This window comes from Methanoregula sp., from assembly GCF_041663825.1.
Taxonomy (GTDB): domain Archaea; phylum Halobacteriota; class Methanomicrobia; order Methanomicrobiales; family Methanospirillaceae; genus Methanoregula.
In genome coordinates this window covers 38,006-50,657 of record NZ_JBAYLY010000010.1, presented here as the reverse complement: position 1 = coordinate 50,657, position 12,652 = coordinate 38,006, and the positions used below count along the sequence as shown (strand labels likewise).

The following is a 12,652-nucleotide window of genomic DNA, read 5'->3' as shown; positions in this document are numbered from 1 at the left end:
TGCATGGCTGATATGATGGACCCGGCATTTTTATCCACAGATTAAACGAAGGAGACTCATGTATCCTTAGATCGTTTGGATCGCCGGTACACCTATTTTTGATTTAGGATTTCAACAGAGCAAAAAACCTTCACTTGTACCGTGGACTGAACCAGGATCATGGGTACTTCCGGAAAAGCGCCGGGTTCTGTCTGTGGATCCACATCCTGCGAAGAAGGACAAATCCCCCCAGGAGCGCGAGAGCAAGGACAATACCCGCCACAGCCATGACCGGAATGCCGGTGGCCGGGGACGGCCCTGCCGGGACCGCAGTCGTCTCGGTTGTCACCGGTTTTGTGGTCGTGACCTGCGGGATAACAGGCTGCGTTGCCGGAAGAGTCTCCGGTGGCTCGTTATGAATAACGGCTGTTTCATTGCGGGATTCCGGCAGGACTTCACTTGTATTTGCGGTCATCCCGGAAGTTCCCGCCACAACGGCAAAGTACGAGAAACCCGGAGATTTTGCCTGGAAATACAAGGTATCCCCATCCGTGCGGACGAGCGTGGTCGCAAGCGGGGTCCATGCGTTGTCATGGCTCCGCATCAGGACAACCTGTCCCGGTTCCACGTTGTGGCCGGTAAGCCATGGGCTGTTCACGGAGAAGGTGATGATACCCTGGCTTATTGTATCCTCGTTAATTCCCACCGGTACTATCTGGAGGAAACCGACAACGATATTTCCCGGGGGGTTCCCGGCATTCATGACGGGCGTGCCAACAACTTCCACGTTTCCCAGGCTTTGGGAAAAGGTGATCTCCACCCGGTCCAGGGCTACCGGGCTCTGGGGATCGGGATTCTGGTGATAGGCGAAGGTTACCGGCTGTCCCGCAATTGCGGTACCGGTGGCAACCGCTGCCCCTCCAACACCGGAGCTGTCGCCGCCCACATCGAGGGTAACGGGAGGGGGGCTCACCTGGCGGATGAATTTCTGGATCCGGTGGTTGCCGGGATCCGCGACATACACATCCCCCCGAAAATCTATCAGGATGCCTTCGGGGTTATCGAACTGCCCCGGGAGGCTTCCATGGGATCCCCACTGCATCAGGAATGTACCGGCGGACGTAAATTTCTGGACCCGGTAATTGTAGGTGTCAGAGACATAGAGATTCCCGCTGGCATCGCGCTCCATCCCGCACGGCTGCTTGAACTGTCCCGGTTCGGCCCCAAACGATCCCCACTGCATCAGGTACGTGCCATCCGGCGTGAACTTCTGGATCCGGTTATTCGCAGTATCGAGGATATAGACAGACCCGTCCGGATCGACAGCAGCGCCATGGGGCGCGTAGAATTGCCCGTTTCCGCTTCCCAGTGATCCCCACTGCGTAACAAACGTACCATTCGTCAGGTACTTCACGACCCGGTTGTTGTAGGTATCAGCAATGTAAATTTCATCCCTGGGACCAAGGGCAAATGCGCAGGGTTTATGCAACTGCCCGGGCCCGTCTCCATCAGATCCCCACTTGTCAACGAACGTGCCGTCTGGCAGGAACTTCTGCATCCGGCTGTTCATGGGCTCCAGAACGTAGACATATCCATTGGCATCGATTTTGATGGAGGTCGGGTAGAGAAACTGGCCGTTCCCGCTTCCCTTGGATCCCCACTGGTACAGGTAGGTGCCGTCGTGGCTGAACACCTGGACCCGGTGGTTGTGGGTGTCTGCGATAAAGATATTTCCGGAGGAATCTTCCGCAACCCCTTCTGCATAAAAGAACTGCCCGTTTCCATGTCCCGGGGTTCCCCATTGGGCCAGGAATTTTCCATCGGTGGAGAATTTCTGGATCCGGTCGTTCCAGAAGTCGGCGACATAGAAATGCCCGGCCGCGTCAGCGGTAATACCGGTCGGATTGAAAAACGTCCCGTCGCCGGTCCCGTACTCCCCGAATCCTGCCAGGTACGTACCGTCAGATGCAAACTTTGTTATATTCTGGTTACCCCTGTCGATGACAGAGATATTGCCCGTGATATCTGCCGTGATCCCGACTGGATCATTGAACTGCCCGGGCCCGCTTCCTTTGGACCCCCACGTGGCCAGGAACGTCCCGTCCGGTGCAAACTTCTGGACCCGGTAATTTCCTCCATCCGTGACGTAGAGGTTCCCGGCCGCATCTGCTGTAATACCGGCAGGTTCCTTGAACTGTCCGTTGCCGGTTCCTTCGGATCCCCATTTTGTACGGTACGTGCCGTTCGGGAAGAACTTCTGGATCCTGTCGCTCCCGGTATCGGTGACATAGATATTGCCGCCCGGATCTGTTCCGATACCCACAGGATCGATAAATTGACCGTCACCGGTCCCATTCGTTCCCCATTGCATCAGGTAGGTCCCATCTGACGAAAATTTCTGGATTCGGTGATTTCCCCTGTCAGCAACATAGACATAGCCGTCAGGATCGGTTGCGATTCCTCTGGGATCGCGAAACTCCCCGTTCCCGGTACCTTCCTTCCCCCATTTTGCAAGGTTCGTACCATCGGGGGAAAATTTCCAGACTGACATGTTTTCCGTATCGGTAACATATACGTTTCCTGCTACGTCCTGTGCGATACCATACGGATATTTTATACTGACCTGGGCTGGAATTGCCCACTGGAATACATAGGATTCACCAGTATCGGCAGCCACCGGGACTGCCAGGAGCGGTACCATGCAAAGCACGATCGCCACAGCCAGAAAAGAGCAGGTCAGCCGCCATCCGGCTCGTATACCCTTACTGGTTTTAATGGGTCTTCCCTCGGAGGAATGGGTCGTTAAAAAAATACAGGAAACGGGTGCATGAATTGTCGATCGCATAGATACACTCTTTTTAAAAATCTTCTGAAATGAAACCGGATATTGCAGGATCCGTATATTTTCTCCTAGATTTTTTATTATCCTGACTGGTTTTAAGCGTAGCGTATTGTGATGTTGATAATCTGATGGCGGATATGGTTTTTTTATTACGGGTAATTCGGTACCATCGCTATGGGGATACCACAAAATCCTGATGGAGCAAAAGCCGGAATTGCTGCAGATTTGACAAAGCATCTGAATATGCAAAATGATCTTCTGCCCAAAAAAATCCGAAATCCTTATGGACTCCTAAAAAAAAGAAAAATTTTTAAGGGTTTTTACGCCGGCGTGAGCGTTCCCCCGCCATTGAGCGTATAGGTTCCGCTGAACGTGTACTACGATGAATCGGAGCTGCTGCCCGGTCCTCCGGAGCCCATGCCCCCTGATGAGGGCTGGATGAAGGACGAACGGACGATGATTGCCTGCTGCTCGGACGGGATCCGACCGGTGGTGTTCAGGATCGAGCGGATCGATCCCTGAATACTTCACACGGAATTACGGTCAAGGATTATCTTCCCGCCTCGCCAATGCTCGTACGATGTCTGTCCTCTCAGATCCCGTCGTGACCCTTGAGGGGGTCGCACTGAAGAACCTCTCATTTTCCACGCTCGATCTCGATGTTTCGATCCGGGTGGAAAACCCGAACCCCGTGGGGGCGACACTGGAATCGTGCCCGTTTACCGTTTCGTACAGGAATGCCGGGACGCCACTGGTGATTGCGACCGGCGATACCGGCAGCGCAAAGATCCCCGCGAATGCAGCGACCGTGCTTCCGGTACCGGTCACATCCCACAACGCCGCGCTCCTGGGGGCACTCGCCGCATTTGTGGCGGGAGGGAAACTGGAGCTGACAATCGAGGGGACCGCCAAACTAAAATTTTTGATGATCCCAAAACAGGTCCCCTTCACCCGGACCGTGCCGGTAACCGTGGGAGAGATCGCCCATATGGTGACCGGGCAGAAAAAGCAGGACTACCCGTAAAACGGGTCCCGGCCAAACGTTGATTATTCCTCCCGCCCATCCACACTAAGGAAGAGATGACCCCCCCAGTACCGCCCCGGCAGAACACCGAGCTCGACGAGATCATCTGCCGTATAGTAGAGGCCGCCAGCCCCGAACAGGTTCTCCTCTTCGGCTCCGCTGCACGCGGCACGGCAGGCCCGGAAAGCGATCTCGATTTCCTCGTGGTAAAGGCAGGCAGGTATAACCCGAGAACCGTTGCAGGAGAGATCTACCTGCGGATGCGGGGCATCGCACGGGCAATCGATCTGGTCGTGGTCACACCTCAACAGGTTGAGAAATACCGGAACTCCCCCTTCAGCGTGGTACACCCGGCACTCAAAGATGGCAGGGTGGTGTATGAAAGGAAAAAAGCGCTCGCCCGATAACCCGGACGAATGGCTCCGCCGGGCAGAGAGTTCCCTTATGCTTGCCGGTGCAAAAACCCCGGGGGTGCTCTATGAAGACCTCTGCTACCAGGCACAACAGGCCGCTGAAAAAGCGCTCAAAGCCGTGTTTGTCGCCCGGAAGATCCCATATCCGTACACTCACGATATCAACGCCCTCCTCTCCGCGCTCGGACAGCACGGCCTTACCATTCCCGAAGATCTGTGGGGCGCGGTTACCCTGACCTCATATGCATCAGATACGCGGTACCCGGGCTTCGAACTGCCGGTAACAGAGAAAGAGTACGACACGGCTGTTGTGCATGCACAGGCCGTCACCCGCTGGGCAGCAGAACAGATCAGATGATGAGTGAAAAATCTGAATGCGACACAAACGAGCCCGAACTCCGTATCGCAAACCGGCATATGGCCATACCCGAAGAAACCATTCGGGCATTCTGTAAAAAGTGGAATATCCGCAGTTTTTGTTTTTACGGCTCCATCATGCGGGACGATTTCCGGCCCGACAGTGATATCGATGTGATGATCGAATTTTTTCCGGATGACAAGACCTCATTGCCGGACATGAGCGCCATGCAGGAAGAACTCGAAGCACTCTTCTCCCGTAAAATCGATCTCGCGGATCGCAAATCGGTGGAGCAGAGCGAGAACTATATCCGAAGGAAGGGAATGCTCTCCGGGAAACCCCCCGTCCTCCGCCAGATGTCCTACCTTCTCGATATGCTCATCTCTGCACGAAACATCCAAAAGATCACCGGGAACCCGTCTGCCGAAATTCCCGACAGGGATGAGATGCTCTTCCACGCAATATCCTATAACTGCCGGTGGCTGGCCGTCTCCGCTCACAGAGTCGATGCCCCGACCCGCCAAAAATACCCGGATATCCCTTGGGATCGCCTCATGGAAACATACGATACATTTGAAGCAGACTTTTGCAGGCCCGACAGGGAACTAATCAGGGAAATAGCATGGGATGTTGTCCCCATGATTATACCGATCCTGTACGCGGTTATTCCACCGGAAGATGAGATCTGATCCGTGACAAGCGCCGGGTCCCATCAGTACGGTCCTTGTTTTTTCATGTATTGGTTACATCATAATGCACGATTTTATCTATTTTCGTGCACTATGATGGATCAATGGTGAGCGTATGGAGGTAAGCGACGCACTGATCACGCAGCGGCGCGAGATCGAGAACAGGCTCAAGGAGAGGTATATAGAACGGGATGCAGCGGCCGGTGGAAAAACGGGCAACCTGATACGGGTGATCTCAGGACCAAGAAGAGCGGGAAAATCATTTTTTGCCATGCACCAGATGCCCCCTGAGGGAAAATTCGGTTATGTAAACTTTGACGATGAGCGGCTCGTAACAAGGGAAGGCGACGAGGTCATCGCGGCAGTAAACGAAGTGTTTGACTCCCCGAAAATCCTTTTCCTCGATGAGATCCAGAACCTGCCAAACTGGGAACTTTTTGTCAACCGGCTCCAGCGGGAAGGCTATCGCCTGCTTCTCACCGGCAGCAACTCCCAGCTTCTCAGCTCCGAACTTGCCACGCACCTTACCGGAAGATACCTCCAGACAACCATCTTTCCTTTCTCCTACCGGGAGGTTCTGCGCACCCGGGAAAAACCAGTAACTTCCGCGGAAAAGCAGGCAATACTTGCCCGGTACGCAAAAAACGGCGGATTCCCGGAGGTAATCCTGAAAGAGATAGACGGAAATGAATACCTGTCCACCCTTTTTGATGCCATCGTGTACAAAGATATCGTGAAACGGTACCGCATCCGTTCGATACCCGCTATCGAAGATCTGGCAATGTATCTTATCTCGAATATTGCCTGTGAATATTCCTACTCGACGCTTGCAAAGGTTACCGGCAGCCGGAGCGTTCATACGGTCAAAAAATATCTGGATTACCTGGAACAGACATTCCTCTTCTTCTCCATCCCGAGGTTCTCGTTTAAGGTAAAAGAGCAGATCACCGCGAACCGGAAGATCTACTGTATTGACAACGGGTTTGTACAGGCAAAAGCCGCACAATTTTCCGAGAACAAAGGGCGGCTCTATGAAAACCTCGTCGCGATCACCTTGAAACGGCACGAGATGAACGGCATCCTGACCTGTTCCACGTGGAAAAATGTGCAGCAGGAAGAAGTGGATTTTGTGATCCGGAAAAAGAACCGGATCACGGAGCTGATCCAGGTCTGTGCGCATCTCTCCACTCCTGCCACAAGAGAGCGGGAAATCCGGGCACTTCTCAAGGCCGGACACGAGCTTCATTGTACCAAGCTCCGCATCCTGACCGAAAACGAAGAACGGGAAACTGTGGAGGAGTGGTTTGGCAATAAAGGCACGATTATCTACGAGCCGCTCTGGAAATGGCTGGAGCGGGACGGGCTTGAACAATAACCAGACCATAGACAGGACTGCCAAAATAACATTCCGGATGAGCCCTAAATAGGTCCCCTTCTCCCTGACCATGCCGGTCGCGGCAGGAGAGATCGCCCATATGTGACCGGACAGAAGAAAAACAGATAATTTATCCGCGGGCGAAAATGTTCGCCGGGATCTTTACAGCCCAAGAAGCAGGAAGATATATTCCGGTCGCCTGATCAGGATAAACCCGGCCGCCATCAGGACTGCGCCGATACCGCAGAGCGGGATGCCAAAGGGACTGTTTGCAAAAATTGAGAGTGCTGCACCGGAAACAAAAACGATCCCGCCGACAAGGAATATCGCTTTGGCTGCGAGCACGGATTTTTCTTTTCTTTCCATGGATACAGGTTTTGTTTACTCCCGGGATATATCAGCGTTATGGGAATATCCGCAGTAGTGTCAGTGAACATTCCACCCGGCCCGGCAATTCGCCGTGGGGGGGAGGGGGGTGATCCCCCTACCCCCCTCCTTCTTTTTTCTAGGAGGGGATCACCCCCCCACCCATGTGCCGGCCCAACAGGGGTGTACCCCCCTCCCCCTGGTCCCGGCCGGGCCCTTCCACCACAATTCCGGAAAACCACCAGAAACCACACTTCACGCCGGTGATTCCACGCGAAACACAGGATTTGGCCATGCAGAAAAGGAGCCGGTTCGCGGCCATAGGGGGAGGGGGGTGATCCCCCTACCCCCCACACTCTCTTTTTTTAGAAGGGGGTCACCCCCCCACCCTTGTGTCCGGGTAGGTGGGGGTACCCCCTCCCTCATTTAGATCGTTGAGCACCTGGGACCCATGGATAAGACCCACGGTAACTTATCCATAGCAAAGTTACGAGAAGTTTTTGATGACATCTACAGAGCCAAAAAAGGATTAGTTCAACTGATAGAGATTAAAGTAATATTCCTCAAAAGAATGAATCTCATCTTTTGTTGCAAGAAAGAGGGTCATATTACCCATTTGAGCGAAGTTATTATCTTTTTTATTTTGGGCCCATTGGAAAGCATCTTTGATAACTTCTTGATTTGCAAAATTTATTACTTCAATCATTTTTTCCATAGTAGGATGCAGATTTAAATTACGAGCCTTTGCGGCGATCTGAATTGTTACGATTAGGAACATACGACTGTAAAACGGATTCGAATACAGAAAAGAATTGTCAGCAGCTGCTCTAAAATGTAAATGATTCGCCACTCGAATTAAATTTTCATTAGATTTGCATCCCAATTTTAAACAAATATCATAGAGAATATGTGCACTGTTCGAAGTACCCTGAAATGTGTGATCTAAAAAAAATTCAGCTTCGTTTTTTTTAGAGGGATTTGGAATGAAAAAGTCGTTCCCATTGATTTGTGGATGATATTTTTGCTCCCATTCTGTTAAGAAAGTGCAAAAAGAAGTTTCTATTATGAATAAACTATCCTCAATAACAAAAGGCTGATTTGAATAGTTTTCAATAATATCTTCAATCATTAGAGAGATTCCCAAGCGAGATATTTCACTTAAGTTCCCGGATTTATTCAATAAGTTAAATGTGAGAAATCTCATACGAGAACTATCAGGATTTCTAATTCCATCAATTAAACATTTTCTTATGGCGTATATGTCGTCATAAATTATATTGTCCGGTTTTCGATTTTTAATATGTCTTCTAAGATTCCATAACAACCAGGAATCTTTCATTGATGTCAGAACTTCTGACATATTTTTTTTCCCAAATTGAAAAGAAAGATTGGAGAATGTTCCAAATGTTGCTGCGGTTGCAGGGTCAATTGGCATAATTCATCAACAAGGATTCCTTTTTGATCTTAAAGTTATTGTGTGGGATTATTTCCCTTTCGCGCTCTTCCCTTTCTTCTTCCCGGTCCCGAACAGCTCATTCACCATCTTCACCGCACACAAATCCCCGCACATCGAGCAGGTATCAGTGTCCCCGTCCCGGCAGTGGATCGCTTTTGCATGGTCGCCGTAGAGCGCCAGCTTAAACTGGGCATCCCAGTCAAGCAGGTGCCGGGCCTCGGCCATCTTTACCTCGCGCTCCATCTTGTATCCCTCGGGCCGGCGCACCGTGTCCCCCACGTGTGCCGCGATCTTTGCGACCCGGGTCCCGGCAATAATATCCTCAACGTCCGGCAGGGCAAGGTGCTCACTTGGCGAGACCATGCAGAGGAAGTCGGCCCCGTTCCGGCAGGCCTCCGCTCCCCCGATAGCCGCGACCACGTGGTCGTAGCCCGGCGCAATATCGGTCACGATCGGCCCGAGCAGGTAGAGCGGGGCGTTGTCGGTGATCTCCTTTATCATCCGCACATTGTAGCCCACCTGGTCAAGCGGCATGTGCCCCGGGCCCTCGATCATCCGCTGGACGCCCCGGGCAAGGGAGCGCTTCGCGAGCGTCCCGAGCGTCACGTACTCCACCGACTTTGCAAGTTTGCCTGCGTCCTGCTGGCAGCCGGGCCGCATCCCGTCCCCGAGGCTGATCGTGACGTCGTATTCCGCGAGGATATCGAGGAGGTAATCAAACTCTGAAAAGAGCGGGTTCTCCTCCTCCCGGAGCATCATCATCGCGCAGTGGAACGTCCCGCCCCGGCTCACGACACCCATCAGGCGCGGGTCAAGTTTTAAGGCATCGAGCACCTGCCGGTTCACCCCGCAGTGGAGCGTTAAGAAATCCACGCCCTGCTCGCAGTGCTCCCGGATGACCTTGAAGAGCAGGTCGGCGTCCACGTCCGCTGCATTTCCCGCTCGGCGCACCGCCTCGTATATCGGCACCGTCCCGACCGTGGTGTCGAGGGCGAGCATCTTCTTCCGTATTGCGACAAGATCCCCGCCGGTCGAGAGGTCCATGATCGCGTCGGCCCCGTTGTCAAGCGCTGCCTGTGCCTTCTTCTCCTCAAGAGCGTAATCGCACCGGGTGCCCGATGTCCCGACGTTCACGTTCACCTTGACCGTACACCCTTCGCCGATTGCACAGAGCCGGTGCGGCCGGTGCGGGTTTGCCGGGATCACGATCCGCCCGGCAGCCACGAGCCGGGCCATCTGTTCCGCGTCCATGTCCTCAGCCCGTGCCGCAACAGCGACGTTTTCGGGAACAGAAGAGGAGCACCTGCGGATGAGCATATCCATAACAAACATCTGTTGGTATGCTTTATTATTGTGCATGAAGGTCAGGTGGATTCCCGGACAGGGGGCGCTCGCGAACTCGTATATTTTCGGCACGGTCCTCGTGGACGCCGGTGTTTTCCCGATGGCGATCCAGCCGTACAAAGATGAGATCGATACGATTGTCCTCACCCACTGCCACTTCGACCATACCGCACACGTCAAAGAGATCGCCCACATGTGCAAGGCGAAGATCGCGATCCACCGGGACGATGCCGGGGGGCTTATCGATGACGGGAAAAGTCTCTCGATGCAGTTTGGCGCCCGCTCGCCCGGCATTGTGCCGGACATCGTGCTCTCGGACGGCGACACGATCGGTGGCCTCACGGTCATTCACACACCGGGCCACACCCCGGGGTGCATCTGCCTCTTTTCAGAGCCGGACAAGGTGCTCATCAGTGGCGATACGGTCTTTACCGACGGGGCGTTTGGCCGTTTCGATTTCCCTGGGGGGAGCAGGCAGACACTGGCCAAATCCCTTGAACGGCTCGTGCCGCTCGACGTGGAAGGGCTCTACCCAGGACACGGGGAACCGGTGGACTGCGGTGGGAAACGCCACATCGCGGCGGCAAACCAGCTCATGAAGGGCGGGTATGGATAAGGGAATCTACTGCCTCGTTTTAAAAAATCCCGCCTGCACGGTACGGGTCGGGGCGCTTGGCCCGCTCCCGTTTGCGGTCGGCTGGCACTGCTACATCGGGTCTGCCCTCGGGCCCGGCGGCCTCGTGCGGCTCGAACGCCATATCGGCCTCGCGGAGCACAGGGACAGGCAGCCGAAGTGGCATATCGATTACCTGCTCACCGATCCCCGGTTTTGTGTCGCGTATGCCGTGAGCGCCCCGACAGAAGAGCGCCTTGAATGCCGGCTCGCTGCCGCCCTTGCCCGGGGCGGAACAAGTGTGCCACAATTCGGGTGCAGTGACTGCGACTGCCCGTCCCACCTCATGTACCGGTCCCGCAACCCGCAAAAAGAGATCGTCGCGGCGTTCTCCGGTCTCGGTCTTTCCCCCGGGATCAAAACTATCATTATCCCATAAGGACAGGGTAACGTATGAAAGTCCTCGGGTTGTCGGGCAGCATGCGAAAGGAGGGGAACACCGCACAGCTCATCCAGGTGATCCTCGGGCAGTGCAAGAATGCAGGACTCAAAACGGAGTTTGTCACCCTCGCCGGGAAGAAGATCCACCCGTGCCTGGGCTGCCTGAAATGCATGGAGAAGAAATGGTGCGTGATCGAGAATGACGACTGGGGGGAGATCGCGCAGAAGGTGCTGGAGTGCGAGGTGCTCGTGATCGGGTCGCCGACGTATTACTACGATATCACGGGTCAGCTCAAGAATTTTATCGACCGGTCGTACTCGCTCTACCATGACCGCAGGCTCTCCGGGAAAAAGGGCATTGCCGTCGCGGTCAACGCCTCAATGGGAGCAGAAAGGGCGGCAGCAACGATCGAGGGGTTCCTTGGCGCACACGAGTTTGCATCGCTCGGTGCGGTCACCGGCACGGGAACGGATGAAGGGGATATCATGAAAGATGCAAAAGCCGTGGCGCATGCAAAAAAGACCGGGGACAAGATCGTCAGGCTGCTCAAGCCCAGGTGATGGGAGTACCGGTGCGGGACCAGTACCCCGGTGTTTCCCGGTTATGCTTTTTTATAGAGCGTCGTGCGCCGGCACAGCGGCCGTCCGATATCCTCTGCCACCCGCTGCATCTCGGCCGGATCGAGATAATCCGTGTTCTGCGCCCCGGCCCCTTTTGAGATACTCTCCTCATACATCGTACCGCCGAGGTCATTTGCCCCCGCAAGAAGGCCCAGCTGCGCCATCTTGATACCTTCTTTTACCCATGAGACCTGGATATTCCTGAAATTGTCGAGGAAGAGCCGGGCGACCGCGACCATCAGCCCGTCCTCGCGGCCGGTGGCCCCTGCCCGGGCGAGCCCGGCCCGGTAGATCGGCGTATTCATGTGGACAAACGAGAGCGGGACAAATTCCGTAAAGCCGTGGGTCTCATCCTGGATCTCCCGGAGGATCGCGAGGTGCCGGACCCGGTCCGCATCGCTCTCGCAGTGGCCGTACATGATCGTCGCAGTCGTCGGGATGCCAAGGCCGTGTGCCTCTCTGATGATCCGGATCCACTCGGCTGTCGGGATCTTGTTGGGACATATCTTCCCCCGGACGCTGTCGACAAGGATCTCCGCCGCCGTCCCGCACATCGAATTGAGCCCCGCCGCCTTCATCTGCGAGAGCACCTCCTTTGTGCTCATGTCGCTCTGCCGCGCCGCATACGCGACCTCCATCGGGTTACTCGCGTGCAGGTGCACCCCCGGCGCCGCTTCGCAGATCCAGCGGTAGACGTCGATATAAGACTGCGCGGTAAATTCAGGGTGCAGACCGCTCACCGTGCAGATCTCGGACACGCCCCGGCACTTCGCGAGCCGTGCCTTCTCTTCGATCACCTGCCGGTCGTGGAAATAGATCCCCTCGTCGCCCGGCTTTTTACTAAAACCGCAGAAGCCGCAGGTATTGACACAGAGGTTGGTCACGTTGATATTCTGGTTGCGGACATAGGTGACGGCATTACCCACGACATTTTCCCGCTTTTCATCGGCCGCCGCTGCAATCTTCCAGATATCGCGGTCGCGTGTCCCAAAAAGGCGCAGTGCATCCGCTTCGCTGATCCGGTTTCCGCTTACCGCATCGGAGAGCATCGTTTGAAGGTTCGTATCCATACCGGCACCATCCATTGTTCTGTGTGTCACACTGTGTCATACTTACGATAAACCTGTCGGC

At 54.6% G+C, this 12,652-nt stretch carries 15 protein-coding genes; 10 read left to right on the top strand and 5 right to left on the bottom strand.

What is annotated here, in order from left to right; genetic code table 11:
- Positions 1-157: 157 nt before the first annotated feature.
- Positions 158-2,680 carry a 6-bladed beta-propeller gene (locus WCX19_RS06530; RefSeq protein ID WP_373006356.1) on the bottom strand — a complete coding sequence of 841 codons (2,523 nt, stop codon included), beginning with the start codon at positions 2,678-2,680 and terminating at the stop codon, positions 158-160.
- Positions 2,681-2,995: 315 nt separating this feature from the next.
- On the opposite strand from WCX19_RS06530, the gene WCX19_RS06525 reads away from it, so the two are divergent.
- From WCX19_RS06525 to WCX19_RS06495, 7 genes are all read left to right on the top strand, one after another.
- Entirely contained in the window at positions 2,996-3,181 is a 186-nt protein-coding gene (locus tag WCX19_RS06525) for a hypothetical protein (RefSeq protein ID WP_373006354.1), read from the top strand.
- Positions 3,182-3,238: 57 nt separating this feature from the next.
- Positions 3,239-3,343 (top strand): TIGR04076 family protein, encoded by a 105-nt coding sequence (locus tag WCX19_RS06520; protein WP_373006352.1) that lies wholly within the window; start codon positions 3,239-3,241, stop codon positions 3,341-3,343.
- Between the two features lie 58 nt (positions 3,344-3,401).
- Entirely contained in the window at positions 3,402-3,845 is a 444-nt protein-coding gene (locus WCX19_RS06515) for an LEA type 2 family protein (protein WP_373006350.1), read from the top strand.
- Positions 3,846-3,901: 56 nt separating this feature from the next.
- Positions 3,902-4,252 carry a nucleotidyltransferase domain-containing protein gene (locus WCX19_RS06510; protein ID WP_373006348.1) on the top strand — a complete coding sequence of 117 codons (351 nt, stop codon included), beginning with the start codon at positions 3,902-3,904 and terminating at the stop codon, positions 4,250-4,252.
- Complete coding sequence (locus WCX19_RS06505; RefSeq protein ID WP_373006346.1) at positions 4,224-4,616, top strand: HEPN domain-containing protein; 393 nt, start codon at positions 4,224-4,226, stop codon at positions 4,614-4,616. The genes WCX19_RS06510 and WCX19_RS06505 overlap by 29 nt, the downstream gene beginning before the upstream one ends.
- On the top strand, positions 4,613-5,305 hold the full coding sequence (locus WCX19_RS06500) for a nucleotidyltransferase domain-containing protein (protein ID WP_373006344.1): 693 nt from the start codon (positions 4,613-4,615) through the stop codon (positions 5,303-5,305). Before WCX19_RS06505 ends, WCX19_RS06500 begins: the two co-directional genes overlap by 4 nt.
- Positions 5,306-5,420: 115 nt before the next feature.
- Positions 5,421-6,680 (top strand): ATP-binding protein, encoded by a 1,260-nt coding sequence (locus tag WCX19_RS06495; RefSeq protein ID WP_373006342.1) that lies wholly within the window; start codon positions 5,421-5,423, stop codon positions 6,678-6,680.
- A 162-nt stretch (positions 6,681-6,842) separates the two neighbouring features.
- Here WCX19_RS06495 and WCX19_RS06490 read toward each other — a convergent pair whose 3' ends face one another.
- The 3 genes from WCX19_RS06490 to thiC all read right to left on the bottom strand — a co-directional run bounded on the left by WCX19_RS06490 (position 6,843) and on the right by thiC (position 9,834).
- Positions 6,843-7,046 (bottom strand): hypothetical protein, encoded by a 204-nt coding sequence (locus WCX19_RS06490; protein WP_373006340.1) that lies wholly within the window; start codon positions 7,044-7,046, stop codon positions 6,843-6,845.
- A 529-nt stretch (positions 7,047-7,575) separates the two neighbouring features.
- Positions 7,576-8,481 carry a hypothetical protein gene (locus tag WCX19_RS06485; RefSeq protein ID WP_373006338.1) on the bottom strand — a complete coding sequence of 302 codons (906 nt, stop codon included), beginning with the start codon at positions 8,479-8,481 and terminating at the stop codon, positions 7,576-7,578.
- A gap of 48 nt (positions 8,482-8,529) precedes the next feature.
- Positions 8,530-9,834 carry a phosphomethylpyrimidine synthase ThiC gene (gene thiC, locus WCX19_RS06480; RefSeq protein WP_373006434.1) on the bottom strand — a complete coding sequence of 435 codons (1,305 nt, stop codon included), beginning with the start codon at positions 9,832-9,834 and terminating at the stop codon, positions 8,530-8,532.
- 25 nt (positions 9,835-9,859) lie between these two features.
- Between thiC and WCX19_RS06475 the strand changes: the two genes are divergently transcribed.
- The 3 genes from WCX19_RS06475 to WCX19_RS06465 are packed head-to-tail and all read left to right on the top strand — an operon-like array spanning position 9,860 to position 11,461.
- Positions 9,860-10,462 carry an MBL fold metallo-hydrolase gene (locus tag WCX19_RS06475; protein WP_373006336.1) on the top strand — a complete coding sequence of 201 codons (603 nt, stop codon included), beginning with the start codon at positions 9,860-9,862 and terminating at the stop codon, positions 10,460-10,462.
- Entirely contained in the window at positions 10,455-10,898 is a 444-nt protein-coding gene (locus tag WCX19_RS06470; protein WP_373006334.1) for a DUF123 domain-containing protein, read from the top strand. Before WCX19_RS06475 ends, WCX19_RS06470 begins: the two co-directional genes overlap by 8 nt.
- A 14-nt stretch (positions 10,899-10,912) precedes the next feature.
- Positions 10,913-11,461, top strand: coding sequence for a flavodoxin family protein (locus tag WCX19_RS06465; protein ID WP_373006332.1), 549 nt, complete (start codon positions 10,913-10,915; stop codon positions 11,459-11,461).
- Positions 11,462-11,502: 41 nt separating this feature from the next.
- Here the strand turns inward: WCX19_RS06465 and cofH are convergent, their stop codons facing one another.
- Positions 11,503-12,591 (bottom strand): 5-amino-6-(D-ribitylamino)uracil--L-tyrosine 4-hydroxyphenyl transferase CofH, encoded by a 1,089-nt coding sequence (gene cofH, locus WCX19_RS06460; RefSeq protein ID WP_373006330.1) that lies wholly within the window; start codon positions 12,589-12,591, stop codon positions 11,503-11,505.
- Positions 12,592-12,652: the final 61 nt, after the last annotated feature.

What these genes read in the sequence shown, in the direction of transcription:
- WCX19_RS06530 (WP_373006356.1), bottom strand. Translation starts at nt 2,680, where the DNA reads ATGGTACCGCTCCTGGCAGTCCCGGTGGCTGCCGATACTGGTGAATCC.
- WCX19_RS06525 (WP_373006354.1), top strand. Translation starts at nt 2,996, where the DNA reads ATGGGGATACCACAAAATCCTGATGGAGCAAAAGCCGGAATTGCTGCA.
- WCX19_RS06520 (WP_373006352.1), top strand. Translation starts at nt 3,239, where the DNA reads ATGCCCCCTGATGAGGGCTGGATGAAGGACGAACGGACGATGATTGCC.
- WCX19_RS06515 (WP_373006350.1), top strand. Translation starts at nt 3,402, where the DNA reads ATGTCTGTCCTCTCAGATCCCGTCGTGACCCTTGAGGGGGTCGCACTG.
- WCX19_RS06510 (WP_373006348.1), top strand. Translation starts at nt 3,902, where the DNA reads ATGACCCCCCCAGTACCGCCCCGGCAGAACACCGAGCTCGACGAGATC.
- WCX19_RS06505 (WP_373006346.1), top strand. Translation starts at nt 4,224, where the DNA reads ATGAAAGGAAAAAAGCGCTCGCCCGATAACCCGGACGAATGGCTCCGC.
- WCX19_RS06500 (WP_373006344.1), top strand. Translation starts at nt 4,613, where the DNA reads ATGATGAGTGAAAAATCTGAATGCGACACAAACGAGCCCGAACTCCGT.
- WCX19_RS06495 (WP_373006342.1), top strand. Translation starts at nt 5,421, where the DNA reads ATGGAGGTAAGCGACGCACTGATCACGCAGCGGCGCGAGATCGAGAAC.
- WCX19_RS06490 (WP_373006340.1), bottom strand. Translation starts at nt 7,046, where the DNA reads ATGGAAAGAAAAGAAAAATCCGTGCTCGCAGCCAAAGCGATATTCCTT.
- WCX19_RS06485 (WP_373006338.1), bottom strand. Translation starts at nt 8,481, where the DNA reads ATGCCAATTGACCCTGCAACCGCAGCAACATTTGGAACATTCTCCAAT.
- thiC (WP_373006434.1), bottom strand. Translation starts at nt 9,834, where the DNA reads ATGTTTGTTATGGATATGCTCATCCGCAGGTGCTCCTCTTCTGTTCCC.
- WCX19_RS06475 (WP_373006336.1), top strand. Translation starts at nt 9,860, where the DNA reads ATGAAGGTCAGGTGGATTCCCGGACAGGGGGCGCTCGCGAACTCGTAT.
- WCX19_RS06470 (WP_373006334.1), top strand. Translation starts at nt 10,455, where the DNA reads ATGGATAAGGGAATCTACTGCCTCGTTTTAAAAAATCCCGCCTGCACG.
- WCX19_RS06465 (WP_373006332.1), top strand. Translation starts at nt 10,913, where the DNA reads ATGAAAGTCCTCGGGTTGTCGGGCAGCATGCGAAAGGAGGGGAACACC.
- cofH (WP_373006330.1), bottom strand. Translation starts at nt 12,591, where the DNA reads ATGGATACGAACCTTCAAACGATGCTCTCCGATGCGGTAAGCGGAAAC.